This window comes from Sphingobium sp. AP49, from assembly GCF_000281715.2.
Taxonomy (GTDB): Bacteria; Pseudomonadota; Alphaproteobacteria; order Sphingomonadales; family Sphingomonadaceae; genus Sphingobium.
In genome coordinates this window covers 2,747,098-2,771,534 of record NZ_CP124576.1, presented here as the reverse complement: position 1 = coordinate 2,771,534, position 24,437 = coordinate 2,747,098, and the positions used below count along the sequence as shown (strand labels likewise).

The window sequence follows — 24,437 nt, the reverse complement described above, 5'->3', positions numbered from 1 at the left end:
GCCGGAATCTTGAACTTCGCCGGTTCTGCCGCTGCGGCCGATTGGGTGCTAAGGGCAACGACCGTTGCGACCGCGCACAGAGAAACGTTCCGAAAATTACGCGACATCATATCCCCCGTGAAATGATTGGGCTGCGAAATTATTTGCCCGTCGGTGGTGGATACGGAGGCCGATCGCGTTTCTGCTAACGACGCTTAAAAATATCTCATTTTTGTGACGAGAGGGCCTTCGTTATCGGTCTGGCACTGCCTCGACGCAGCGCCGGATCGGGCGCGCCGGAGAGGAGAATGATAAGTACAGGGGGACGAGCGTGGCTGTCGACGTGGACTCGATCAGGGCAAGGCTGGACTGGTTCAAGCAGGCCATCCTGCCGCATGAAGGCGCCTTGCGCTCTCGCCTGCGCCGGGTGGTGTCCCACCGCCAGGATGTCGACGACATCGTCGCAGAATGCATGACCCGTGCCTATGCCAACGGTGACATTCACCGCGTGCAGAGCGGCAAGGCCTTTCTGTTCCAGATCGCGCGCAACCTGCTGATCGATGAGGCCCGGCGCGAGAAGATCGTGTCGCTGGAGCTGGTGGCCGAATTCGACGTGCTCCAGACCGACAATTCGACCGAAGAGGCATTGCATGCACGAGATGAACTACGCCATCTCCAGGCCATTCTCGACACGCTACCTGCCCAATGCCGGCGGGCCTTCATCCTGCGCCGCGTCCATGAGAAATCGGTCAAGGAGATAGCAGAGGAGATGGAGCTGTCCGTCTTTACTGTGGACAAACATTTGACGCGCGCGGCTGTGAAGATAATGCAAGCCATCGGACAGTATGAGGGTTCTGGATTTGGATGGTCGCTACAGAAGCGCGGAGGACATGCAGGCGATCGAGGCCGAAGCGGCTCGTCTGTATCTTAACGCGCGAGCGAGTGATGCCCTCGAAGACTGGAACGCCGCCTATGCCTGGGTGGCGATCGACCCGGCCCATGGCTTCGCCTTTGCCAAGGCGGAGGTCAGCTGGGAACTGACCGAGCGACTGAATGAACTGCCCGCCAGCCAGCAGGACAGGCCCGCATCGCCTGCGAGTTTCTTGCCCAACGATACGGTCGTGGAGGAGCCCATAGCGGATGTCCGGCGGCCCCTGATCGGTCGTCGTGGTCTGCTCCTCGGCCTGGCGACCGCAGCAGCGGCGATTGGGGTGGCTTCCACCGTCGCCCTGCGCCTGCTGGGCACGGTTGACCATTATCGTACAGCCTTGGGCGAGACCCGCACGGTGCAACTGGCTGACGGCTCCCGCATTCATCTCAACACCAATAGCTCCGTCGAGGTCGCCTTGCGCGACGACATGCGGTCGATCACCCTGTTGAAGGGTGAGGCGCAGTTTGATGTCGCCCATGACGCCAAACGCCCCTTCATCGTCAACGCCGACGGGACGCTGGTGCGCGCCGTCGGTACGATGTTCAACGTGCGCCTGCGCGCCGATGTCACCGAATTGACCGTGATCGAGGGGATCGTGGCGGTCCGCAACGGCGACTCTGCCGTCCGTCGGATCGAAAGCGGGCGCAGCGCGGCTGTGCGCAGCGGCAGCATCGCCGTCACCCATCTGGAACCGGCCAAGATCAAGCAGCGCACCGCCTGGCAGGAAGGCATGGTGGAGTTCGAGGGGGACACGCTCGCCCAGGCGGTCGAGGAGTTCAACCGCTATCGTCCCACGCCGCTGGTGATCGGCGATCCGGCGATCGCCAGCCTGCGGGTCGGCGGCGCCTTCCGCCTCGACCGGTCGCAGGATTTCGTCGACGCACTCGAAAGCGGCTTTGGCATCCGCGCCGTTCCGGGCAGCGACAATTCGATAATTTTGGTGTCCGCCGAAGGCAGTTAGCAGAACGAGCGGGGCCGTCCGTATCAACGGGGATGGAACATGTTGCGTCTCTCTCCCCAGCCAGTCTTTCCCGCCAGGATCGCCTGAAATCCATCCTTGGCGGATCGATCGGCAATCTGATCGAATGGTATGACTGGTATGTCTATTCCGCCTTCACCCTCTATTTCGCGCCGGTCTTCTTTCCATCGGACGACAGCACCGCCCAGTTGCTGAATGCGGCAGCGATTTTCGCCGTCGGCTTCCTGATGCGGCCGATCGGTGCCTGGGCGATGGGCATCTATGCCGACCGCAAGGGGCGCAAGGCGGGCCTTACCCTCTCGGTCATGATGATGGCCGGCGGATCGCTGATGATCGCGGCCATCCCCAGCTATGCCAGCATCGGCGTCGCCGCGCCGGCCTTGTTGCTGCTCGCCCGCCTGATGCAGGGCCTGTCGATCGGCGGCGAATATGGCGCCAGCGCGACCTACCTGTCGGAAATGGCGCAGAGCGATCAGCGCGGTTTCTTTTCCAGCTTCCAATATGTGACGCTGATCGCCGGTCAGCTGCTGGCGCTCTGTGTCCTGCTGCTGCTCCAGCTGTTCCTCACCGAACATCAGCTGGAAAGCTGGGGCTGGCGGGTGCCGTTCGTGATCGGCGGGGTAATGGCGGTCGGCGTCTATCGCCTGCGCCGCGGGCTCAAGGAAACCGAAGCCTTCGAGGAAAGTGCGGCCATCAACGAACGGCCCCGCTCCAGCGGCCTCAACCTCATCCGGCAGCATCCGCGTGAAGTGCTGCTGGTCATGGCGCTCACCGCCGGCGGCACGCTCGCCTTCTATGCCTACAGCACTTACATGCAGAAATTCCTGGTCAACAGCGCCGGCTTCGGCCGCCAGACCGCGACCGCGATCATGGCCTCGGCGCTGTTCATCTACATGCTGTTGCAGCCCATGGCCGGCTGGCTGTCCGACCGCATCGGTCGCAAGCCGCTGCTGATCGGCTTCGGCGTCAGCGGCGTCCTGTTCACCACGGCGATCTTCACGGCGCTGGAGCGTGTCACTTCCTCCTTCGGCGCCTTCCTGCTGGTGCTGGGCGGCCTGGTGATCGTCACCGGCTACACCTCCATCAACGCGATCGTGAAGGCGGAGCTGTTCCCGGCCAATATCCGGGCGCTGGGCGTCGCGCTTCCCTATGCGCTGGCCAACACCCTGTTCGGCGGCACCGCCGAATATGCCGCGCTCTGGATGAAGCACGCCGGGATGGAAGGCGGCTTCTACTGGTACGTCACCGCCATGATCGCGGTGTCGCTGATCGTCTATCTGCGCATGCCCGACACGCGCAAAACCAGCCAAATCTGAAAGAAAGAGGGGAATATCCATGCCATCGCCGAACCGGTCGCTTTGCCATATCCTGCCGCTGATGCTGCTGTGCCAGCCGGCAATGGCGCAGGACGCTGCCTCGCCTGCCGAGCCGCCCTTCACCTCCATACAGCCAGGCGATTTCGCCATTGCCGGATCCTTGTCCAACAGCTGGGCGGACTTCGACAATGATGGCGACCTCGACCTGGTTGTCTCGCTCAAGGGCGGCAACATCCGCCTCTATCGCAATGACGATGGAAAGTTCGTCAATGTCGGGCCGCAATTGGGTCTCCCCACATCCGGCCCGGAAATGCGGGGCGTCGCCTGGGGCGATTATGATGGCGACGGCTGGATCGACCTGTTGGGCGGGGCGACCATGCCGGGGGAACTCAGCCTGGTCTTCCGCAATGAAGGCGGCAAGATATTCACCAATGTCGCACCCGAACTGGGCCTGACCATCCCCAACCGCTCCGCACGCCAGACCAGTTGGGTCGATTACGACAATGATGGCGACCTGGACGTCTATGCCGCCAATCGCATCGGCCCCAACAGCCTCTATCGCAACGACAATGGCAAGTTCGTTCCGGTCTCGGCCGGCACCGGCGTGTCGGATAGCCGGCCGACCGTGGGCGCCTGCTGGTTCGACTATAATCGCGACGGCTTTCTGGACGTCTTCCTGGCCAATCAGTCAGGCGCGACCGATGCGCTGTGGCGCAACAATGGCGACGGCAGCTTCACCGATGTCGCGCCCGAACTGGGCCTCGATAATCCGGGGCGTTCCAAGGAAGAAGGTGGGGTCGGTTGCGCTGTCGGCGACTATGACAATGACGGCAATCTCGACCTATTCGTGCCCAATTATGGCGTGAACGCGCTCTACCATAATAATGGTGACGGGACCTTCACCAACGTCGCCAAGGAAATGGGCGTGGGCATCGATAATCATGCCGTCGGTGCGGTGTGGGGCGATTATGACAATGACGGTTATCTCGACCTCTACGTCACCTCCTATCATGGTCCCCGTGACCAGCAGCAGCCCAAGGACAGCCTCTTCCATAATGAAGGGGGCAAGGGGTTCCGCCAGGTTCTGACCGAGACGTCGCAGCTCAATGTCGGCGACCATGGCGTGCAATGGGTCGACTATGACCGGGACGGCGCGCTCGACCTGTCGGTGATGCGTGGCTATACCAGCCAGGGCGGCCATTTCCTGTTCCACAATGATCTGGATCGTGCGGCCGCCAGGCGTAGCCTGTCGGTTACACTCCTCGACGCGAAGGGGCGTTTCACCCGCATGGGGGCGGAAGTGCGCCTCTATGACAAGGCCGGCAAGATATTGGCCACGCGACAGCTTTCGACTGGCGACGGCTATAATTCGGAAAATGCAGCGCCCTTGCATTTCGGGCTGAAGTCCATGGACGCGGTCAAGGTCGAAGTTACCTGGATGAGCACCAAGGGGCGCAAGGCCCAAACTTTGTCCAATGTGAAGCCGGCGCGCTTTGTGGGTAAATCGCTCATATTCAAGGAACAGTAAGTACGAGTGACCATAAAGGGCGATGCCCAATCCTGCATCGCCCCTGTCCCAAGCTGACAAGCACAGCAAGCGGACGTTCCGGATTCGGTAATTTCAAAATCGTTTCCGAATGACCGATTTGGGGCGAGGGCGGCAGCGGCTGCTACGCACCATATGCCGGCCATTTAACGTTGCGAACTCTGGTTCCGGCATAGGAGATTCACAGATATGCCATCACCGATTGGCCGAAGCGACCGGACCCGGACCATTTGCGACGATTTGGTTCGGTGGATTATTTTCTAATTTCTGGCCTTAGCACAACATGGAAACGGAGAAGCCGTCGTGAAAACGCCTCTCCGTTGCGACATCGCAATCGACACGTCAGCGCTCGTTCAATCATTAACGAATAAAAATCAATTAATTGGCGTAAAGTGTCGCAGTTTTCACTGGCTATTGTTCCGATTTTTGCCTGGAAAAGGGTCGATCTCAATTCTGGCGTTCACGCAATAGAGGGACAGGCCTACGCTTTGCCGATTGGGAAATTGCAATTTAACCGTCCGCAGTTGGGACCGAAAAATTTGGCTGCTGGACGACCGCAAAGCGGCGACGTCGTCTGAAGCCTTCTACCTGTGGCCGTCAGGGCCATAGGAAAAGTGTCATGGGATTTCAGAGTTTTATCCCGCTGCTCTCGAGCGGGTGTCTTGGAACGCTGGGCGCAAGGTCGGCGCGAAGCGGGCGCTGAAGCCTCGTCAGATATGGGCGATCCGTTTCTGTCTCGACCAGCATGGGCGGGTCCGGGACCGTGCCCTCTCTGATCTAGCCCAGACCGGTTCAGTTTGAATTGAGGACTGATGCCCGGGCTAGGCAGTTGAGACCTTCGCAAAGCGCCTGTTTATGCAGGCCTGCGACGAGGCGGAAAGGCGTGGATATGGCGGTTATGATTACTCAATGATCGGTGGATGAACGCCGCAATGCCTGCGATCCCGGCGTCGCGGGGAGGGACGGAGGCGCCAAATTGGATATGAACAAAAAAAGCCGCAATCCCATAGGATTACGGCGACGATGTTAGTGCGAAATCCGGCCAACCTGATCGCTTCATGGCCCAGGCGATTGAAAAACAGTCGGAATCTTAGAGCTGGAAAATTGTGGCTCCCCGAGTAGGATTCGAACCTACGGCCATTCGATTAACAGTCGAATGCTCTACCGCTGAGCTATCGGGGAGCAGCCTGGATTTCGCCGGGCAGGCGGCGCATATGCAGCGACCATCTTGAAATGGCAAGCGGCAAATTGCAGAAAATTACGCGATGAACTGCTCCGCCGCGATCCGATCGTCCAGCGTATGTTCCGGGTCGAACAACAGCGTCAGCGGCGTCGCGCGGTCGATCTTCACCTCGACCTGGGCTACGTCGCGGACTTCGCGCTGGTCGGCCACCGCGCTGACCGGGCGTTTTACCGGATCGAGTACCGTGAAACGGATCGCCGTGCTTTCCGGCAGAATGGCGCCACGCCAGCGACGCGGACGGAAAGGGCTGATCGGGGTCAGGGCGACGAGGCCGGATCCGAGCGGGAGGATCGGTCCGTGGGCGGACAGATTATACGCCGTGGATCCTGCGGGAGTCGCCACCAGCACGCCGTCGCACACCAGTTCCGGCAGGACGGGGCGATCATTGACCTGTACTTCCAGCTTGGCGGTCTGGCGGGTTTCACGCAGCAACGACACTTCGTTGATCGCCGGGATCGAGAAACGTTCGCCATCGATCGTATCGACCGTCATGCGGAGCGGATTGACCTTGAAGGTCTTGGCACTTTCGAGCCGTTGCTCCAGCCGTTCCAGCCGCCATTCGTTCATCAGGAAACCGACCGTGCCAAGGTTCATGCCGAATATCGGCAGGATGCGGCGCGATTCGAGCATGGCGTGCAATGTCTGCAGCATGAAGCCGTCACCGCCGAGGGCGATGACGGTGTCGGCCTGTTCGATCGGCACGAAGTCATAGGCTGCGCGCAGGCGCTCCTCCGCTGCCTTGGCTGCCTGGGTGGGGGACGCGACCAGCGCGCGTCGAGGCTCGTCGATCATCCGCCGGTAACGCTCATATGCCGTTGCACGGCTGCAGGCGAGGCGCCGGCCCCTATGCGAAAGTCATGACGGGCAGGCTTGAGCCGCAGGGACCGGTCGATCAGAGGCTCCACGGCGGCAATGCCCCCGTCACGAAACGCAGTCTTGAAATCGATATGATCCTCATGGCCCAGGCACATGAAAATCTTGCCCTCGCAGGTCATGCGCATTCGGTTGCAATCAGCGCAGAAATTGCGCGTCATCGGCGTAATAAGGCCGAGCCGCGTTTGCATGCCATCGACGGCATGATAGCGGGCGGGGCCACCAGTGCGCATGTCGACTGGCGTTAGGCGATGCTGGGTATCAATGGCGGCCGCGACCTTGGTCAGGGGAAGATAATGGTCGCTGCGATCCTCACCGGTATCGCCCAGCGGCATTGTCTCGATCAAAGTCAGGTCGAACCCCTGTGCGTTACACCAATGCAGCATCGGCAGAATTTCGTCCTCGTTGATGCCTTTCAGCGCAACCATGTTGATCTTGACCGCCAAGCCCGCCAGTCGCGCTGCAGCCAATCCGTCAAGCACCGCACGAATATCGCCGCCGCGGGTCACATGCGTGAAGCGATCGGTGTCCAGCGTGTCCAGGCTGACATTGATCCGCCGGAGGCCCGCCTCGTACAAAGCGTCGGCATGTTGAGCCAGTCGCGTCCCGTTGCTGGTCATGGTCAGTTCGTCCAAACCGCCACCCAAATGGCGGCCGATTCTGCGGACAAGATCGAGGATGTCACGCCGTACCAGAGGTTCACCCCCGGTCAAGCGGATGCGGCGAACCCCGCGCGCGATGAACAGGTCTGCCAGCAACGCGATTTCCTCCAGCGTCAGAACCTGGCTGCGCGGCAGGAAGGTCATGCGTTCCGCCATGCAGTAGCGGCAGCGCAGGTCGCATCGATCCGTAACGGAAATCCGCAGATAATTGATCCGGCGGCCCAGGCCGTCGGTCATGGGGGCAGGGGCAGGATCGACGATCGCCATGATGCTTAGCTAGGCGATGGGCAGGGTCGGTGCAAGCACGCCAGTTGCGGGATGTTGAAGAGGTCGGTAACCGGTTGCTGTTACAACAGCACGGCGCGGGTTGTCAGGGAGGCGTTACAAGAGTGAGCGGGCAGGCCGCCCCGGACGGGCAGCGTAGCATCTTCATCCTGTCGCCCGGCGATCGTGACCCCCTGTGCAGAGCAGCGCAGGAGGCGGGATGGCGTGCGATCGGCGCCCGGCGCGCAGCGGATGCGCCGCAGCGTTTCCTGCGCAGCGATGCGCAGATCGCGCTGGTCGACATGCGCGGCGGCGGCGGTGCGGCCAGATTGATCGCCCCGCTCGTGCCTGCGGTCGAGGCGGGCGGCTGTGCGCTGGTCGTGCTGGTCGAACCGGGGGCGCTGGCCATATTGCCCCAGCTGTTCGAGGCAGGCGCCACCCATTATATCACGGCGCCCGTCAATCCGGAGATATTGCGCGCGACGCTGGCATCGGCGCACCGGCTGGTGGAGCGGCTGGGCGGTGGAGCGATGCAGAGCCAGCGGGCGCAACGCATCAGGCGGGGCGACGCGCTCTATTGGGAAATGGACCGCGATGGTGCCGGCATGCGCTTGAGCGAGAGCCTGGCGCGGCATCTGGGTCTGGAAGGACGCCATCACGCTCCGTCCGTATTGATCGGGCAATTGCAGCGAACGGAACGCAAGGCCGTGTTCGCAGCCCTGGACAGCATGATGCAAACGGGACGGCCGGCTGCTTTCGCGCACGCCGTGCCTGATCGGCCGGGCAATCGCCTGGTGCATCATCTGCGCTTCGATGACGGGGCGGTGGCCGCGGACGTCGAATGGCTGTCCGACGAACAGGATCAGGATGTCACCAGCCGCGATAACCTGACGGGCCTGCGGTCGCGTCATGCCGCCCTTGACTGGCTGGACCGGCGATCGGGGCTGGCGACCACCGTCGTACTGCTCTCGATCAGCAATTTCGACCGGATGAACGCGGCCTATGGGCAGGTCGTGGGAGACGCGCTGCTGGGGCGGATCGCGCGGCGAATGGAGCAGATCGTTGACGAAGTCGCGGGTCATGCCATGGTCGCGCGGATCGCGGGTACCGAATTCCTGGTCGGTTTGACGGGCGATGCGGCAGCGGCTGAACCGGCGACCTATCTCGCGCGGCAATTGATCGGCGCGATCGGCCGACCGTTCACGGCGGGCGATCATCTGATCCGGCTGATCGCCCGCTGTGGCATCGCCCAGGCGCGGGCCGACGATGATGCGACCCAATTGCTGCGCCGGGCGGGCGCGGCGCTGGCCGATGCACGCCAAGGCGGAGGCGAGGGCATCCGCATTTTTTCCGCCGAGAAGCGCAGTCGCCAGATCGATGCCGACCAGTTGGAAACCGACCTGCGGCTGGCCTTGCACCGGGGCGAGATCGGCATCGTGTTCCAGCCGCAATATCCGGTCGATGACCATCATATCAGCGGGGTCGAGGCGCTGGCGCGCTGGAACCATCCACAACATGGACCGCTGGGGGCGGCGATCCTGTTCGGAACGGCCGAACGATCCGATTACATGCTGCCGCTCTCGGCCCATATCCAGGCTGAGGCGCTGCGTCAGGCGGCGGCCTGGCCGAGCGCGCTGTCCAATCTGCGCCTGTCGATCAACGTCACCGCCGCCGACATCGCCCAGCCGGGCTTCATGGCCGATTTTCTCGGCCTGGTCGATCGCAGCGGCTTTCCCCGGTCGCGGTTGACGGTGGAGATCACCGAAAGCGGGCTGATCCAGGATGTCGATGCTGCTGCCGCCTTGCTGACGGCGCTGCGGGCCGAAGGGCTGGCGGTCGCGATCGACGATTTCGGTACCGGCTATTCGAGCCTGGCCTATTTGAAGGGCCTGCCGCTAGACTATCTCAAGATCGACAGCAGCCTGGCCCAGGATATTGCCGGATCCGCGCGCGACCGGATCATCGTGCGGGGGGTCATCCATATGGCCAAGTCGCTGGGCCTGCGCGTCATCGCCGAGGGGGTGGAGACCGAGGAGCAACTCGACCTGCTCGCCCGGGAAGGGTGTGACTATTATCAGGGTTTCCTGCGTTCGGCGGGCGTCTCCACGCCCGAACTCATCGCCCTGGTGCTACAGGCTTAGTCCGACCCGGCCGATCAGCGCGGCGCCCGCATGGGCCGCGTCACGCCCGGCAATGTCGGTGTCGCTGTAACGCAGCTCCGCCGACCAGCGGCCACGATACCAGGCGATCGCCGCGCCATAATCCCAATAATCGCCACCCGGCCGCAGCCGTTGCGCGACGATCGGGTCGCGGTCCGACCCCGAACTATGGCCGATCCGGGCCGAGGCGGTGAGCGGCGTGCCGGGAATGGCGAAGGACGCGGCCGAGGAAAGATAGAGATTGTCGCCGCCGATCGCCGACTGGCGCGGGGCATATTGGGCGCCAAGGTCGATGCTGGCCGGGCCGATCAGGAAGCCGGCGCCCGCGCCAACCTCGCCATAGCCCTGATGATCGGCGCCGGGGAAAAGATGGTAGCGCGCGTCGAGCGACAGGCGCCAGCCGCCGAGTTGGTGGACATAGGAGGGACCAAGGTCGATTACGGCATCGGCGCCGCCATGACGGGCGCTGCCCCAGAGGCTGGTCGCCGCGCCATCGAGCGAGAACCCGTCCGTCACTGGCACGGACAAGGTGCCGCGCAGCACCGGGTCGCCATCGGACCAGCTAAGGCCGCGGCGGCGTTCGTCACTGGCGACCTCGATCGTGGCGCTGGGGCCGCTCGCATATTGGGCAGCGGCCGGAAAGGCATGGAGGGCGAGGCCAAGCCCGCCCAGCCATGCCATCGTCCTGGCGCGATCAGTTGGACGTCGATCAGTTCGAGGCAAGGGCGCGCACCTGATCCAGTTCGGCCAGCAACGGCGCGCGATCGGCCTGGGCCACATCAACCAGATGCGCCGCGATCTTGTCCTGATAGCGGGCGATGTTGCGCGCGCCGGTCTGGCGGCTGGCGGCGCAGGCGCCCGGTTCGCTGCCCGAAAACTGCTTGTCGCTCGACACGGTACGGGCCAGCGCCGGGCCATGGTCCAGCTTGCGGTCTACGACGATCGTGGCGGTCCACAGGCAGCGCTGATTGTCCATCCGGTTGGGCGTCTTGGCGCCGATGGTGCGGGTCTGGATCTCGGTACGGGCGGTGTAGGTGGCGCCGACCTGGCTGCCATGATGCTCGACCGACACATTGTGGGTCGCGGCGGCGGCAAGCGCCATAAGGATCAAACTCATCATATTCTCCTGCTATGACGCCGCGCTTTGTTGCCCGGTCGTCACAATCGCATGTAGGTTTCGACTGTTGCTGCTTCTTTTCCGGTTGATGATGAATGGCGACTTGGCGGTCGGATCGGCGGGCGCGCCGACGCGACAGTTGAAAGTTCACAGTGTCGATGCAGGGCGATTTCGGGCGTTTTGGCCGGGGTACGCGACGGTCAGGCGACGCCGAAGCGACAGTGAAGAGTCGGTGGCGCGCCTGCGAGGCGACTTTGAAGCGACAGTGAAGCGACAGGAATGCGACGGTTGCGGGCCATGATCTGGTGGCGCGTGCCGGGCGATCGGGGGTGGAATGGCCGGGCGAGCCTGGGCCGGGCGAAGACAGTGGGCGCGCGCGCATTGTTCCATCCGACAGGATAGATCAGAGAAAATCCAAATAGGAAAGGGATGGCGGAAGCCGACGACCTGGCCCGGACAGGGGGAAGCTGCTAGGCGCGCGCTCATTCTCTTTCGAGGCGGGAAGGCCAGCGATGATTCAACCAGGTGCGACGTTCAAGGACAATCTCCAGCTGCTGCCGCCGATCGACGGCATTGCCCGCATCGACCTGACGGATGCGACCGGCGCGGTGGTCGCCAGCATCGAGAACCAGCCGGGCAAGCAGGGCTCGCTGGCTGTCTATGCCTATTTGCAGCAGACCTTCGGCACGCTGGACGCGGTGGCGGCCGAGCATGGGCTGGCGGTATTTGCCGAACATACAGCCGATGCCCGCAATCGCCCCGGCGCGCACCCCAATGTCGACCGGCTGATCGCGATCGTTGAGGGTGGGGATGCGCTGGCGATCGGGGTGGTTACGGGCTGAGAGGCGCGCGCCCGCTTTGTGCGGGCGTCTATCTCCTGAAATCAGCCGGGCGCCTCATTCCGCCCGATCTGTCCATTCCAATCTTGTCTCACGTTCAAATTCCAGGGTGATTGCGGCATCCAGCTTGTCGAGCGCCCGGGATTTCGACGCGCGCCTTTCAGCCAGGGTCGCTTCGACTTCCCAAGCCTTGGCGGCAGCCATCGCGATCTTCCGGCGATTTTCCAGAGGGTCGTTGAGTGCCCTGGCGCGATGCAGCGCTTCCTGCTCCCTGCAATGAGCGGCTGAAATTTGCATGTGCCTTGCTCCCTACCGCTTCATGTTTTCAAGTCCGGCCACAATGCCGGTCTTGAGCGACGGCTTCGAGGCGTTGCCCTTGGGCTTTTCGGCCTTGGGCTTGCGAACTTCCCGATTTGATCTCTTTTGTGCTTTAGCCATGATAATGTCCTTTCAGAAAATCCGTCGGTAGGTTGTTCAGGCCGTCACGGTTTCGGGCATGGTGAAACGAAACGATATTTTCGGGGCAGTGTCCGCAACCTGATAGATATTTGCTGCCGGGGTCTGCAGATGCCGTTCCAGCAGCGACAATATGTCTGGATCTTCCTGAGCATCGAACTTGCGCGCGAAAAGATCCTTGCTGGATTTTAGCTGTTCCAGATCGGTTCCATCATAATTGCGCGGGCGCAGCTTTATGGCGCCGTCGGGTACCCAATCGATCATCCGCAGATCGTCATTCATGACCATGCCCTGATCGCGACTGTTCATCATGACGGTCTGGAAAAAGCCCTCATCGGCGATGAAGCTGTTGCGATAAAATGCCTTGAACCGGTCGGCCTGCGGGTCGTGGCAGACAAATTCGCAGAAACTGCGGGTGACGGCTTTCCATTGGGTGCCGATGAACGGCGTGTCGCCGCTCAGATAGGGGCGCTCCACGCCCGTTTCCCTCATCGCGCCATCCTCTTCCATGAACATGTGGCTGATCCGGTTCAGGGTGTCGGGCCGTTCCTTGCGCTGGTCGAGCGCGCGGATGAACTGTCGACCAGGGTTGGCGGCAAAGAATTGACGGATGTAATTCTGGCTCTTGAGGGGGAAGTCCTGGCCGGACAGGTTGATGTAATGGGACCAGCGACTGTCCATGGCGAGCAGGCAGGCCATGCCGCGCAGTTCGGCATCGACCAAGCTGTAGCCGCCCCATAGCGCATTTTCCGGCTCGAGCAGTTCCACGCCCTGATAGGGTTCCAGGAAGGCCGCAATTTCCTCCGCCAGTGCCGCGCCAGAACTTTTGTCTACATGGACAACATATTGATTACCGGGAAGATAAATCGCACTGAACAGGCGTTTGAACTGCGCGGGGTAACGGTGGACGAGCAGAAAATATGCGATCATCAGGCAGGCCTCATCGGCTTCGCCGATGCTCGGCTGTCAAATTCCGCGCACGGCGACGAGCATTTCCTGTCTCAGGAAAGCCAATCAAATGAATTTCTGATCGTGAAGAGACAGCGCTGGACGGAATTCCGATAAAATGGAAACACGGGCGCTATCGCTATTTGGGAATTGAGTGTCGCAATTACAAGGTGCCCCGCTGCACCTTAGTTTATTTTGCACAGAAAAGCTGTGTGCACTGGTGCAAAGCGGGCGGGTTTTTTCGTTGCGCAATTGGTAACCGGCTTAGGGTGTCGCAGCCCATCATTGCACCACGCCAATCCGCAATCGATCAGCATGGACGGCAACCTTGCACGCTGCCCCTGTTCATTCGTTGCGGCGTGCCACGCCACTTCCCGCATGGCAGGCCACAGGTAGCATGGGGCTGCGCTTACCCCGCTGCCTTGGCCAGCCCCTTCGACAATTGCAGCGCGCCGTTGAGGCGGGCGGCGGGGTCGGGCCAGGCGCGGGTGACGACCACCTTGCTGTCCGGGCGCAGGCGGGCGACGCCGTCCAGGCGCTGGACATAGGCGACCAGACCGGCCGGATTGGGGAAGCGATCCTCGAAGAAGCTGACCAGCGCGCCCTTTGGCCCGACATCGATCTTGGCGATGTTGGCCTTGAGGCAATTCTGCTTGATCTCGATGATCTTGAGCAGGTTCTGGGTCGGCGCGGGCAGCTTGCCGAAGCGGTCGATCAGTTCGGCGGCGAAGGCCTCCAGGCCCTGACGGTCCTCCAGCTCGTTGATGCGGCGATAGAGACCCATGCGCAGGTCCAGGTCCGGCACGAATTCTTCCGGGATCATGATCGGCGCGTCGACGCTGATCTGGGGCGAGAAGCTGTCGCGGCGTGGCTCGAGACCGGCGCCGCCGGCCTTGGCGTCCATGATCGCGTCCTCCAGCATCGACTGGTAAAGTTCGAAGCCGACTTCCTTGATATGGCCCGACTGCTCGTCGCCGACGAGATTGCCGGCGCCGCGAATGTCCAGATCGTGGCTGGCGAGCTGGAAGCCGGCGCCCAGCGTATCGAGATCGGACAGCACTTTCAGCCGCTTTTCCGCCGTTTCGGTGATGATGCGGTTGGCGGGCGTGGTGAAATACGCATAGGCGCGCGTCTTCGACCGGCCGACGCGGCCGCGCAGCTGGTAGAGCTGGGCAAGGCCGAAGCGGTCGGCGCGGTGGATGATGAGGGTGTTGGCGCTGGGGATGTCGAGGCCGGATTCGACGATGGTGGTGGAAAGCAGCACATCATAGCGCTTGTCGTAGAAGGCGGACATGCGCTCCTCGACATCGGTGGCGCTCATCTGGCCATGGGCGACGATCGGCTTCACCTCGGGCACCTCGGTGCGCAGGAATTCCTCGACCTCGGTCAGGTCGGCGATGCGCGGCACGACGAAGAAGCTCTGGCCGCCGCGATAATGTTCGCGCAGCAGCGCCTCGCGGATGACCACGCCGTCCCAGGGCATGATGTAGGTGCGCACCGCCAGGCGATCGACCGGCGGGGTCTGGATGACCGAGAGTTCGCGCAGGCCCGACATCGCCATCTGGAGCGTGCGCGGGATCGGGGTGGCGGTGAGGGTGAGGACGTGGACGTCGGTCTTCAGGGACTTGAGGCGTTCCTTGTGGGTGACGCCGAACCGCTGTTCCTCGTCGACGATGACGAGGCCGAGGCGCTTGAACTCCAGCCCCTTGGCGAGCAGGGCGTGGGTGCCGACGACAATGTCGATCGTGCCGTCGGCGAGGCCCGCCTTGGTCGCCTTCGCCTCCTTGTCGGGGACGAGGCGGGAGAGGCGGGCGATTTCCAGCGGGAAGCCGCGGAAGCGCTCGACGAAATTCATGTGATGCTGGCGCGCGAGCAGGGTAGTGGGGCAGATCACCACCACCTGCATCCCGGCCATGGCGGCGACGAAGGCGGCGCGCAGCGCGACCTCCGTCTTGCCGAATCCGACATCGCCGCAGACGAGGCGATCCATCGGGCGGCCGGCGCCGAGGTCTTCGATGACATCGCCGATCGCGCGGTCCTGATCGTCGGTTTCCTGATAGGGAAAGCGGTCGACGAAGGCGGGATAGCCGGCGGCGTCCGGCTCGGCGATCTCGGCCGGGCGCAGGGCGCGTTCGGCAGCGGTCTTGAGCAGTTCGCCCGCAATCTCGCGGATCCGCTCCTTCATCCGCGCCTTGCGCCGCTGCCAGGCCTCGCCGCCCAGCTTGTCGAGGCTCACGCCCTCGCTGTCGGAGCCGTAGCGGGAGAGGACTTCGAGATTTTCGACCGGCACATAGAGCTTGTCGCCGCCGGAATAGGAGAGGGCGACGCAGTCATGCGCGGTCTTGCTGACCGGGATCTGGGTCAGCCCCTCATAGCGGCCGATGCCATGGTCCATATGGACGACGAGGTCGCCGGGAGAGAGGGTGGCGAGTTCGGCGAGGAAGGCGTCGGCGCTCTTCTTGCGCTTGGCGCGGCGGACGAGCCGGTCGCCCAGCATATCCTGTTCGGTGAGGACGGCGACGTCGGGCGCGGTGAAGCCATGGTCGAGGCCGAGCACGGTGAGGACGGCGCTGCCGCCCGCCGCGGTGCCCAGCGCTTCCTGCCAGCTGTCGGCGGCGGCGAGGCGGGCGACGCCATGATCGGCGAGCAGGCCCGACAGGCGCTCGCGCGCGCCGGCCGAATAGCTGGCGATCACCACCTTCTTCTTCGTGCGGCGCAGGGCGTCGATATGCTTGCCGACCGCCTCATAGACATTGGCGTTCTGCGCGCGTTCGGGCGCGAAGTCGCGCGGGCCGTCGACCGCGCAGTCGAGCACGGTGGCGCTCTCGGGCTCGTGGAAGGGGGTGGTGGCGTGCATCGGCCAGCTGGCGGCGGCGGCATCCCACTCGGCGGCGTCGAGATAGAGGGCGTGCGGCGCGAGCGGGCGATAGGCGCCGGGATCGGCGGATTTCGCGGCGATGCGGTTGGCATGATAGTCGCGGATCGCCTCGAACCGGGCGTCGGCTGCGCCGACCACGCCATGGTCGCGGACGATGATCGCGTCATCGCCCAGATGATCGGTCAGCGGAACCAGCTTTTCCTCGAACAAAGGCAGCCAATGTTCCATGCCGGCGAGGCGCCGGCCTTCGCTCACCGCCTGATAGAGCGGGTCGCCGGTCGCGGTCGCGCCGAAGGTTTCGCGATAGCGGCCGCGGAAGCGCTTGATCGTGTCTTCGTCCAGCAGCGCTTCGGACGCGGGGAGCAGGGTGAAGCCGTCGATGCTGCCGGTGGTGCGCTGGTCGGTCGGGTCGAAGCGGCGCACCGTCTCGATCTCGTCGCCGAAGAAGTCGAGCCGCAGCGGCTGCTCCTCGCCGCCGGGGAACAGATCGACGATGCCGCCGCGAATGGCGAACTCGCCGCGATCATGGACCGTGTCGGTACGGACATAGCCGTTGGATTGCAGCATGTCGGCGAGGCGCGTGATCGCGATCCGCTCCTTGGGCGCGAGGCGCGCGACCAGCTGGCGGACGCGGAACGGGGTGAGGGTGCGCTGGGTGAGCGCGTTGAGGGTGGTGAGGACCAGTTGCGGCCCTTTTGGTTTTGCCTGGAGCGCATGGAGGCCGGCGAGGCGCGCGGAGGCGGTACGCAGCGAGGGGCTGGCCCGGTCATAGGGCAGGCAGTCCCAGGCGGGAATTTCGATGATCTCGATCTCTGGCGCGAAATAATGGGCGGTGTCGGCGACCGCGCGCATCAATTGCTCGTCGGAGGCGACGAAGACGGCGCGGGTCGCATCCGAACCATGGGCCGCGCGGGCGATGTCGGCCAGCAGCCAGGGCTGGAAGCCGGCCGGCACGCCGGACAAGGTGAGCGGCGCCTTCGCCTTCAGGATTTTCTGGAGATCGGTCATTTTATTTCGTCATTCCCGCGAAGGCGGGAATCCATTTCCCTTACCTTGCATTTTGGTGCTTGCGCCGGAGATGGATCCCCGCCTTCGCGGGAATGACTCCGTGATCAGTTCTCGATCTTGACGAAATCGAGCTTCAGAAACTGGTCCATCATCGGTCCTTTCCATTCGTCCGGCACGGGGATGGTGCCGAGCGCCCAGCCGATGATGTCGGCATCCTGTTCGTCCATGAAGCGCTCGAACCAGGCGATCTGCTCTTCGTTCCAGGTCGCATGGTAGCGTTCGAAAAAGCCGCCGACCGTATAGTCCGCCTCGCGCGTGCCCCGGTGCCAGGCGCGGAATTTCAGGCGACGCATCAGCGGGTTGTCGTTCACAATTTGTTCCTTTAACGGACGTGCCGAAACAGCCGATCGGATATTTGAATGACCGTCCCGGCTGCGTTAGAGAAGCCCAGATAGCCATGCGACCCGATATTCTCAATCCGCTCTTTGCCGAAATCTCCGCGCTCAAGGGCATTGGCCCGGCGCTGGCCCGTCCGCTCGAACGGCTGGGGCTGGCGCGGGCGGTCGATGTCGCCTTCCATCTACCGGTCAATTATGTCGACCGGAAGCTGATCGACGAACTGGACATGGCGGACGCCGGCAAGGTGATCGGCATCATGCTGACCCCGGTCGATTATCGCGCCAGCGGCAATGCGCGCGCGCCGTTCCGGGTGCAGGCGGTGGACGCCCATGGCAACGCCGTCTCCCTCGTCTATTTCGGCCGCAACAGCGCCTGGCCGCGCAAGTTGCTGCCACTCAACGAACCGAAATTCGTGTCGGGCAAGCTGGAAGCCTATGGCGACAATCTGCAGATGGTCCATCCCGACTATGTGCTGCCGCCCGAGGAGGCGGACACGGTGCCAGCGCGCGAGAGCGTCTATGGCCTGTCGGAAGGGCTGACCAACAACCGGATGCGCGACCTGGTGGGGCAGGCGCTGGCCCGCGCGCCCGAACTGCCCGAATGGATCGAGCCGAGCCTGCTGGCGAGCAAGGGCTGGCCGGCCTGGCGCGCGGCGCTGGAGCGTTTCCATGCCGACCCGACCGACGCCCAGGCGCGCGAGCGGCTGGCCTATGACGAGATTTTCGCCGGGCAACTGGCGCTGATGCTGGTGCGGCAATCGTCGCGGCGGCGGCGCGGCGTGCCGATCAGCGGCGACGGGCGACTGCGCGCGATGCTGAAGCTGCCTTTCGCCCCGACCGGTGCCCAGCGTCGTGCGATCGGGGAGATCGAGGGCGACATGGCGCAGGCGACGCCGATGCTGCGCCTGCTGCAGGGCGATGTCGGATCGGGCAAGACGCTGGTGGCGCTGATGGCGTTGCTGAACGCGGTCGAGGCCGGGATGCAGGGGGCGATGCTGGCGCCGACCGAAATATTGGCGCGACAACATTATGAGACGCTGCGCAAGATGGCGTCGGGTCTGCCGATCGAGATTGCGATCCTGACCGGGCGCGAGAAGGGCAAGGTACGCGAGGCGACGCTGATGGGGCTGGCCGATGGCAGCATCCATATATTGGTCGGCACGCACGCGATCTTTCAGGAGAAGGTGCAGTATAAGGCGCTGGGCCTGGCGGTGATCGACGAGCAGCATCGGTTCGGCGTGGCGCAGCGGATGATGCTGGCGAGCAAGGCCGAGCGATCGCCGCATCTGCTGGTGATGACGGCGACGCCGATCCCGCGCACGCTGACCCTGACCTATTATGGCGAGATGGACGTGTCGCGGCTGGACGAGATGCCGCCGGGCCGCCAGCCGATCCAGACTTTGGTGATGTCCGCCAACCGGCTGGACGAGGTGGTCGAGGGGCTGGCCCGCCATGTCGAAGGGGGCGGGCAGGCCTATTGGGTATGCCCGCTGGTCGAGGAGAGCGAGACCAGCGACCAGGCGGCGGCCGAGATGCGGGCCGAGACGCTGCGCCAGCGCTTCGGCGACCGGGTGGGGCTGGTCCATGGCAAGATGAAGGGGCCGGACAAGGATGCGGCGATGGAGGCCTTTGCCGCCAACCGCACCCAGATATTGGTGGCGACCACGGTGATCGAGGTCGGCGTCGACGTGCCCAATTCCAGCCTGATCGTGATCGAGGGGGCGGACCGCTTTGGCCTCGCCCAGTTGCACCAGTTGCGCGGCCGGGTCGGGCGCGGCGACAAGCCGTCGGTCTGCCTGCTGCTGCGCGGCAATGCGCTGGGCGAGACGTCGCGGGCGCGGCTGGCGCTGATGCGCGAGACCAATGACGGCTTCCGCATCGCCGAGGAGGATCTGAAGCTGCGCGGCGCGGGCGAGGTGCTGGGCACGCGCCAGTCGGGCGAGGCGGAACTGAAGATCGCGACGCCCGAACATGTGTCGGCGCTGGTGGATAGCGCGCGCGACGACGCCCATCTGCTGATTGACCGCGACGGCGGGCTGGACAGCGAACGGGGACAGGCGGCGCGGACCTGCCTCTATCTGTTCGAGAAGGATGCTGCGGTGGGATTGCTGCGCGGCGGGTGAGCGGCGCGGCCGCTCCCTTGACAGTGTTGCTCGCATAGGACACCCCGTGGCGATGACGCCAGAGCCGATCCAAAAACTGAGCCGACGCGGCATTGCGGTCGAGATCGCTGCCTTTGTCGGCTTCGCGCTGCTGGCCAAATATGGGTTGAGCCTGATCTTCTGGCGCTATGCTGGCCCCGTGTCGCTGCTGCTGACGCTGGCCTTGTTGACGCTGTATATGCGTGGTCGCGGACTGCGCTGGTCGGCGATGGGGCTGATCCCGCTGCCCGGATGGAAGGCCAAGCTGATGGTTTTGCCCAAGGCGGGGCTGACGCTGCTGGCCTTCGCCATCGTCGTTGCACTGGTAACGATCGTCGGGCCGGCGATTGGATTGGCGTTCCTGGCGAAGGAATCTGCGGGCGTGGCCGATCGCTGGGGCGCGGTGGCGGGGAGCTTGCCTCATTATCTGCTGTGGATCGGCATCGTGTGGAGTGCGGCGGCCTTTGGTGAGGAGATGTTCTTTCGCGGCTATCTCATCATCCGGCTGCAACAGATCCTTCCGGCCGGCCGGGCTGGCGCAACGCTGGCCGTCATCCTTTCCGCGCTGATCTTTGGCTACGGCCATTTCTATTATCAGGGGTGGCGGGGCGCGATCATGACTGGCGGGATCGGCCTGGCGTTCGGGGCGATGTTCCTGCTGTTCAGGCGCAATCTGTGGCCCCTGATTCTGTTGCACGGTGTCATCGATACGCTGACCTTTACCGCCATATTCATGCGGTGGAAGTAGCGACCGGGGAGGCGTTGATCCTGTCGGGTGTAGCGACAATCTCTGCTGCACCTGCGAAACAAAATGCGGGGCGGTCGCGTTGCCCCTGGCATGACCGACATCAGCCTGACCCATATCACGCCGATGGCCGCGCTTTCGATCGCGCTGTCGGTGGTCGTCGCCTTCGTCGTCCATTGGGCGCTCTACTGGATCGCGCTGCGGCTGGTGAAGCGCGCGCGGATCGAGCCTTTGTTGTTGCCGGCCATCTTCCAGCCGACGCGCTGGCTGGTGGTGTTGCTCGCGCTGGGGGCGGGGCTCAAGTCGATCGAGATGGGGCCGCGGATCGAGGATATCTGGTCGATCGGCGCGCGGATGGCCTTTGCGCTGCTGTTGGGCTGGCTGATCTTCCGTGCGATGCGGGCGGGCAAGGCGATGCTGGAAGCGCGTGCCGACATCAGCGTCGAGGATAATCTGAAGGCGCGGCGGCAGCGAACCAGGGTCGGCATCCTCTATCGCATCTGCCAGTGCATCGTCGGCTTCTTCGTGATCGCGATGATGCTGATCGCGATACCCGGCGTGCGCACGATCGGCGTGTCGCTGATGGCGTCCGCAGGCCTTGCGGCGCTGGCGGTCGGTGCCGCCGCGCAACCGGCGCTCAAGAATCTGATCGCGGGCGTCCAGATGGCCTTTTCCGAGCCGATCCGGCTGGACGATGTCGTCATCATCGAAGGGGAATGGGGGCGGATCGAGGAGATCAGGCTGACCTATGTCATCGTGCGCATCTGGGACGACCGGCGCATGGTGGTGCCGGTCTCCTATTTCCTCGAAAAGCCGTTTCAGAACTGGACGACGAAGACCTCGGACCTGCTGGGCACCGTCTTCCTCTATGTCGATCCGACCGCCGATATCGAGCGCATCCGGGCGCGCTTCGTCGAGGCGGTGAAGGCGAACGGGCGTTGGGACGGGCGGGTGGCGATCTTGCAGGTGACCGACCATCGCGCCGATGCGCTGGAACTGCGCGGGCTGTTATCGGCGCGCAATGCGGGGATCGCCTTCGACCTGCGTTGCGAGGTGCGCGAGGCGATGCTGACCTTCCTGCGGACGGACATGCCCGAGGCGCTGGTGCGCGGGCGCCAGCGCGTGGAAGCGGGCGATGGCTTTGCCCGGCTGGAGCCTACCAAGCGGTCCGGCGCGGGGGAATGAGCGCCATCATCGCATCATAGCTGGCGGCCGGGATCGGATCGATAAATTCCAGGCCGATGCGGCCATCCTCGATCCAGCGTATGTCGGCTGGCCGATCCTTGAGCAGCGGCAGCCAGACATGGGCGGGGCCGACTGCCGTCAACGCTTCCTCTGCCCGGCACATCAGTCCCAGCGCGGAGATGTTGATGATCCGCACGCCATGGGTGCGGCCATGGACGGTGATATGGCTGACCATGTCAACCAGGTCGCGCGACACGCGGCGCTGGTCGATCGAAGGATCGCGCGACCGCATGACATGGCCGAGATTGGCAAAAACCGAGGACATGGGTTTCAGCCTAGCGCCCGGGGAGTGGAGGCTTTCCTACCCGTTAGCGTTAACTTGGCTGAAACCCTGTTTACATTCAGGCGGTTACGAGGCCGTGTTTCTTGGCGCCGAAGCTCAGCTTGTCACCGGGCTTGAGCGTGACGGCAGGGTCGGTGACGACTTCGCCATTCACCTTGATCGCGCCCTCGGCGAGCTTGCGGCGGACTTCCTTGTTGGAGGTCGCAAAGCCAAGGCCGGTAGTCGCCTGGACTACGGTCAGTCCATCGGCGCCGACTGCGACGGTCGGCAGGTTGGCGTCCGATGCCCCTTCCTCAAAGGTCTTGCGGGCGGTTTCCGCGGCGGCGGTGGCCGCTTCGGTGCCATGGGCCATAGCCGTTGCTGCATCCGCCAGGATCTTCTTGGCGTCGTTGATTTCCGCGCCTTCCAGTCGCTCCAGCCGGGCAATCTCGTCGAGCGGCAGATCGGTGAACAGGCGCAGGAAGCGGCCGACATCGGCATCCTGGGTGTTGCGCCAGAATTGCCAATAATCATAGGCGGGCAGCGCGTCGGCATTGAGCCACACCGCGCCGTTCATGGTCTTGCCCATCTTGCCGCCGTCGGCGGTGGTGATGAGCGGGCTGGTCAGGCCGAAGACCTGGGTGCCATCGACCCGGCGCGACAATTCGATGCCGTTGACGATATTGCCCCACTGGTCCGATCCGCCCATCTGCAGCCGGCATTCGGCGCGGCGCGACAGTTCCAGGAAATCATAGGCCTGGAGGATCATATAGTTGAATTCGAGGAAGCTGAGCGACTGTTCGCGGTCCAGCCGCATCTTGACGCTGTCGAAGCTGAGCATCCGATTGACCGAGAAATGCTGGCCGATGTCGCGCAGGAAGGGGATATATTCGAGCTTGTCCAGCCAGTCGGCATTGTCGACCATCACCGCGTCGGTCGGGCCGTCGCCAAAGGTCAGGAATTTTTCGAACACCCGCTTGATGCTGGCGACGTTGGTGGCGATGACGTCGCCGGTCATCAGCTTGCGCGCCTCGTCCTTGAAGCTGGGGTCGCCGATCTTGCCGGTGCCGCCCCCCATCAGGACGATCGGCTTGTGGCCGGCCTGCTGCATGCGGCGCAGCATCATGATCTGGACCAGGCTGCCGACATGGAGCGACGGCGCGGTCGGATCAAAGCCGATATAGCCCGGCACCACCTGCCTGGCGGCGAGGGCGTCGAGCCCTTCCGCATCGGTCAACTGGTGGATGTAGCCGCGCGTGTCGAGCAGGCGGAGGAGATCGGACTGATAGTTGCTCATGGCGCGCGCCTGTAGCATTGAGACCGCCACTGTAAAAGAGGCGGAGTTTTCGATCATGTTGGCAATCGGCCTGATGTCCGGCACATCGCGCGACGGGATCGACGCGGCGCTGATCGAGACCGACGGTGAAGGGCAGGCCGAGGCGGTGGCCTTTCACGCCCAGCCCTATACCGATGATTTTCGCGAGCGGCTGGCCGCCGCCTGCGCGCGGGCGATGACGATGGACGCGCCGGGCGAGGATCCGCTGATCCGCGCGGTGGAGATGGACCTCACCAATTTCCATATCGATGCGATCGCCGACATGCTGGGGCGCAGCGGCCATGTGGCCGAGGATATCGGTGTGATCGGCTTTCATGGCCATACCGTTGCCCACCGGCCCGAGCGGCGCTGGACCTGGCAGATTGGCGATGGCGCGGTGCTGGCCGGCGCGTTCGGCATTCCCGTGGTTGCCGACCTGCGCAGCGCCGACGTGCGCGCCGGCGGGCAGGGCGCGCCGCTGATGCCGGTCTATCATCGCGCACTGGCGGCCGGGTTGGAAAAGCCGGTTGGCATTCTCAACCTGGGCGGGGTGGCGAATATCACCGCGATCGGATCGGACGGCGATATCGTCGCCTTCGATACCGGCATGGCGAGCGGCCTGATCGACAACTGGATGCAGGCGCATGGCGATGCGGCCTATGATGCGGGTGGCGCGACCGCCGCGCAGGGCGAGGTGGACGAGGCGCGGCTGGCGGCGATGATGGCCGATCCCTGGTTCGCCGCGCCGCCGCCCAAGAGCATCGACCGTGAAGCCTTCACCATCGCGCCGGTCGAGGGACTGTCGCTGGCGGACGGGGCGGCGACGCTGACCGCCTTTTCCGCGCAGGCGGTGGCGCGGGGCGTAGACCATCTGCCCGAACGGCCGGCGCGCATCTATGCGGCGGGCGGCGGCCGCCATAATGCGACGCTGATGGCGATGCTGGCGGCGCGCACCGGCGCCGACATCCGATCGGTCGACGAACTGGGCTGGGACGGTGACGCGCTGGAGGCGCAGGGCTTTGCCTATATGGCGGTGCGGCACCTCAACGGCCTGCCGATCAGCTTTCCCGGCACCACCGGCGCGCCTGAACCGATGACCGGCGGCGTGCTGTTCCAGCCCTGAGAGAGGGGGA

Annotated in this window: 21 protein-coding genes, 1 tRNA gene and 1 pseudogene; 11 read left to right on the top strand and 12 right to left on the bottom strand. The window is 63.9% G+C overall.

What is annotated here, in order from left to right:
* Positions 1–310: 310 nt before the first annotated feature.
* The 5 genes and pseudogenes from PMI04_RS13210 to PMI04_RS13190 all read left to right on the top strand — a co-directional run.
* Positions 311–910 carry an RNA polymerase sigma factor gene (locus PMI04_RS13210; RefSeq protein WP_007712087.1) on the top strand — a complete coding sequence of 200 codons (600 nt, stop codon included), beginning with the start codon at positions 311–313 and terminating at the stop codon, positions 908–910.
* Positions 870–1,871 (top strand): FecR domain-containing protein, encoded by a 1,002-nt coding sequence (locus PMI04_RS13205; RefSeq protein WP_007712096.1) that lies wholly within the window; start codon positions 870–872, stop codon positions 1,869–1,871. Before PMI04_RS13210 ends, PMI04_RS13205 begins: the two co-directional genes overlap by 41 nt.
* Positions 1,872–1,903: 32 nt before the next feature.
* On the top strand, positions 1,904–3,205 hold the full coding sequence (locus PMI04_RS13200) for an MFS transporter (protein WP_007712098.1): 1,302 nt from the start codon (positions 1,904–1,906) through the stop codon (positions 3,203–3,205).
* A 19-nt stretch (positions 3,206–3,224) separates the two neighbouring features.
* The gene (locus PMI04_RS13195; RefSeq protein ID WP_007712100.1) at positions 3,225–4,733 is read left to right on the top strand and encodes a CRTAC1 family protein; all 1,509 of its coding nucleotides are present in this window, start codon (positions 3,225–3,227) and stop codon (positions 4,731–4,733) included.
* 642 nt (positions 4,734–5,375) lie between these two features.
* A pseudogene (locus PMI04_RS13190) lies at positions 5,376–5,534 on the top strand (integrase); the annotation flags it as partial.
* Between the two features lie 324 nt (positions 5,535–5,858).
* Here the strand turns inward: PMI04_RS13190 and PMI04_RS13185 are convergent.
* The 3 genes from PMI04_RS13185 to moaA form a co-directional block, all read right to left on the bottom strand.
* Positions 5,859–5,933 (bottom strand) — tRNA-Asn (locus tag PMI04_RS13185).
* A 76-nt stretch (positions 5,934–6,009) separates the two neighbouring features.
* On the bottom strand, positions 6,010–6,786 hold the full coding sequence (locus PMI04_RS13180; RefSeq protein WP_007712102.1) for an NAD kinase: 777 nt from the start codon (positions 6,784–6,786) through the stop codon (positions 6,010–6,012).
* Entirely contained in the window at positions 6,783–7,796 is a 1,014-nt protein-coding gene (moaA, locus tag PMI04_RS13175) for a GTP 3',8-cyclase MoaA (protein ID WP_007712104.1), read from the bottom strand. The genes PMI04_RS13180 and moaA overlap by 4 nt, the downstream gene beginning before the upstream one ends.
* Before the next feature lie 122 nt (positions 7,797–7,918).
* Here moaA and PMI04_RS13170 point away from each other — a divergent pair, with 122 nt between their 5' ends.
* Positions 7,919–9,934 carry an EAL domain-containing protein gene (locus PMI04_RS13170; RefSeq protein ID WP_007712106.1) on the top strand — a complete coding sequence of 672 codons (2,016 nt, stop codon included), beginning with the start codon at positions 7,919–7,921 and terminating at the stop codon, positions 9,932–9,934.
* Here PMI04_RS13170 and PMI04_RS13165 read toward each other — a convergent pair.
* On the bottom strand, positions 9,923–10,633 hold the full coding sequence (locus PMI04_RS13165; protein ID WP_007712108.1) for a TorF family putative porin: 711 nt from the start codon (positions 10,631–10,633) through the stop codon (positions 9,923–9,925). The two genes, PMI04_RS13170 and PMI04_RS13165, sit on opposite strands and share 12 nt — an antisense overlap.
* A 28-nt stretch (positions 10,634–10,661) precedes the next feature.
* Positions 10,662–11,069, bottom strand: coding sequence for a hypothetical protein (locus PMI04_RS13160; RefSeq protein WP_007712110.1), 408 nt, complete (start codon positions 11,067–11,069; stop codon positions 10,662–10,664).
* 512 nt (positions 11,070–11,581) lie between these two features.
* Between PMI04_RS13160 and PMI04_RS13155 the strand changes: the two genes are divergently transcribed.
* Positions 11,582–11,911: a DUF2322 family protein gene (locus PMI04_RS13155; RefSeq protein WP_007712112.1), complete on the top strand. Its 330-nt coding sequence runs from the start codon at positions 11,582–11,584 to the stop codon at positions 11,909–11,911.
* A 54-nt stretch (positions 11,912–11,965) separates the two neighbouring features.
* Here the strand turns inward: PMI04_RS13155 and PMI04_RS13150 are convergent, their stop codons facing one another.
* The 5 genes from PMI04_RS13150 to PMI04_RS13130 form a co-directional block, all read right to left on the bottom strand.
* Positions 11,966–12,112 (bottom strand): hypothetical protein, encoded by a 147-nt coding sequence (locus PMI04_RS13150; RefSeq protein ID WP_238535950.1) that lies wholly within the window; start codon positions 12,110–12,112, stop codon positions 11,966–11,968.
* Positions 12,113–12,217: 105 nt separating this feature from the next.
* Positions 12,218–12,346 carry a hypothetical protein gene (locus PMI04_RS13145; protein WP_007712116.1) on the bottom strand — a complete coding sequence of 43 codons (129 nt, stop codon included), beginning with the start codon at positions 12,344–12,346 and terminating at the stop codon, positions 12,218–12,220.
* 36 nt (positions 12,347–12,382) lie between these two features.
* The gene (locus PMI04_RS13140; RefSeq protein WP_007712118.1) at positions 12,383–13,294 is read right to left on the bottom strand and encodes a beta-1,6-N-acetylglucosaminyltransferase; all 912 of its coding nucleotides are present in this window, start codon (positions 13,292–13,294) and stop codon (positions 12,383–12,385) included.
* Positions 13,295–13,721: 427 nt separating this feature from the next.
* Positions 13,722–17,198 carry a transcription-repair coupling factor gene (gene mfd / locus PMI04_RS13135; protein ID WP_283184782.1) on the bottom strand — a complete coding sequence of 1,159 codons (3,477 nt, stop codon included), beginning with the start codon at positions 17,196–17,198 and terminating at the stop codon, positions 13,722–13,724.
* Positions 17,199–17,302: 104 nt separating this feature from the next.
* Positions 17,303–17,569, bottom strand: a complete 267-nt coding sequence (locus PMI04_RS13130; protein WP_004207494.1) for a succinate dehydrogenase assembly factor 2 — start codon at positions 17,567–17,569, stop codon at positions 17,303–17,305.
* A gap of 86 nt (positions 17,570–17,655) precedes the next feature.
* Between PMI04_RS13130 and recG the strand changes: the two genes are divergently transcribed.
* The 3 genes from recG to PMI04_RS13115 all read left to right on the top strand — a co-directional run bounded on the left by recG (position 17,656) and on the right by PMI04_RS13115 (position 21,667).
* Positions 17,656–19,719, top strand: coding sequence for an ATP-dependent DNA helicase RecG (gene recG / locus PMI04_RS13125; protein WP_007709201.1), 2,064 nt, complete (start codon positions 17,656–17,658; stop codon positions 19,717–19,719).
* A gap of 52 nt (positions 19,720–19,771) precedes the next feature.
* Positions 19,772–20,485, top strand: a complete 714-nt coding sequence (locus PMI04_RS13120) for a CPBP family intramembrane glutamic endopeptidase (RefSeq protein WP_007709199.1) — start codon at positions 19,772–19,774, stop codon at positions 20,483–20,485.
* Between the two features lie 63 nt (positions 20,486–20,548).
* Positions 20,549–21,667: a mechanosensitive ion channel family protein gene (locus PMI04_RS13115; protein ID WP_037486261.1), complete on the top strand. Its 1,119-nt coding sequence runs from the start codon at positions 20,549–20,551 to the stop codon at positions 21,665–21,667.
* Here the strand turns inward: PMI04_RS13115 and PMI04_RS13110 are convergent.
* Positions 21,639–21,992, bottom strand: coding sequence for a PilZ domain-containing protein (locus PMI04_RS13110; protein WP_007709197.1), 354 nt, complete (start codon positions 21,990–21,992; stop codon positions 21,639–21,641). The genes PMI04_RS13115 and PMI04_RS13110 overlap by 29 nt on opposite strands.
* Positions 21,993–22,068: 76 nt before the next feature.
* Complete coding sequence (gene tyrS, locus PMI04_RS13105) at positions 22,069–23,286, bottom strand: tyrosine--tRNA ligase (RefSeq protein WP_037486263.1); 1,218 nt, start codon at positions 23,284–23,286, stop codon at positions 22,069–22,071.
* A gap of 55 nt (positions 23,287–23,341) precedes the next feature.
* On the opposite strand from tyrS, the gene PMI04_RS13100 reads away from it, so the two are divergent.
* Positions 23,342–24,427, top strand: a complete 1,086-nt coding sequence (locus tag PMI04_RS13100) for an anhydro-N-acetylmuramic acid kinase (protein ID WP_283184781.1) — start codon at positions 23,342–23,344, stop codon at positions 24,425–24,427.
* Positions 24,428–24,437 lie beyond the last annotated feature (10 nt).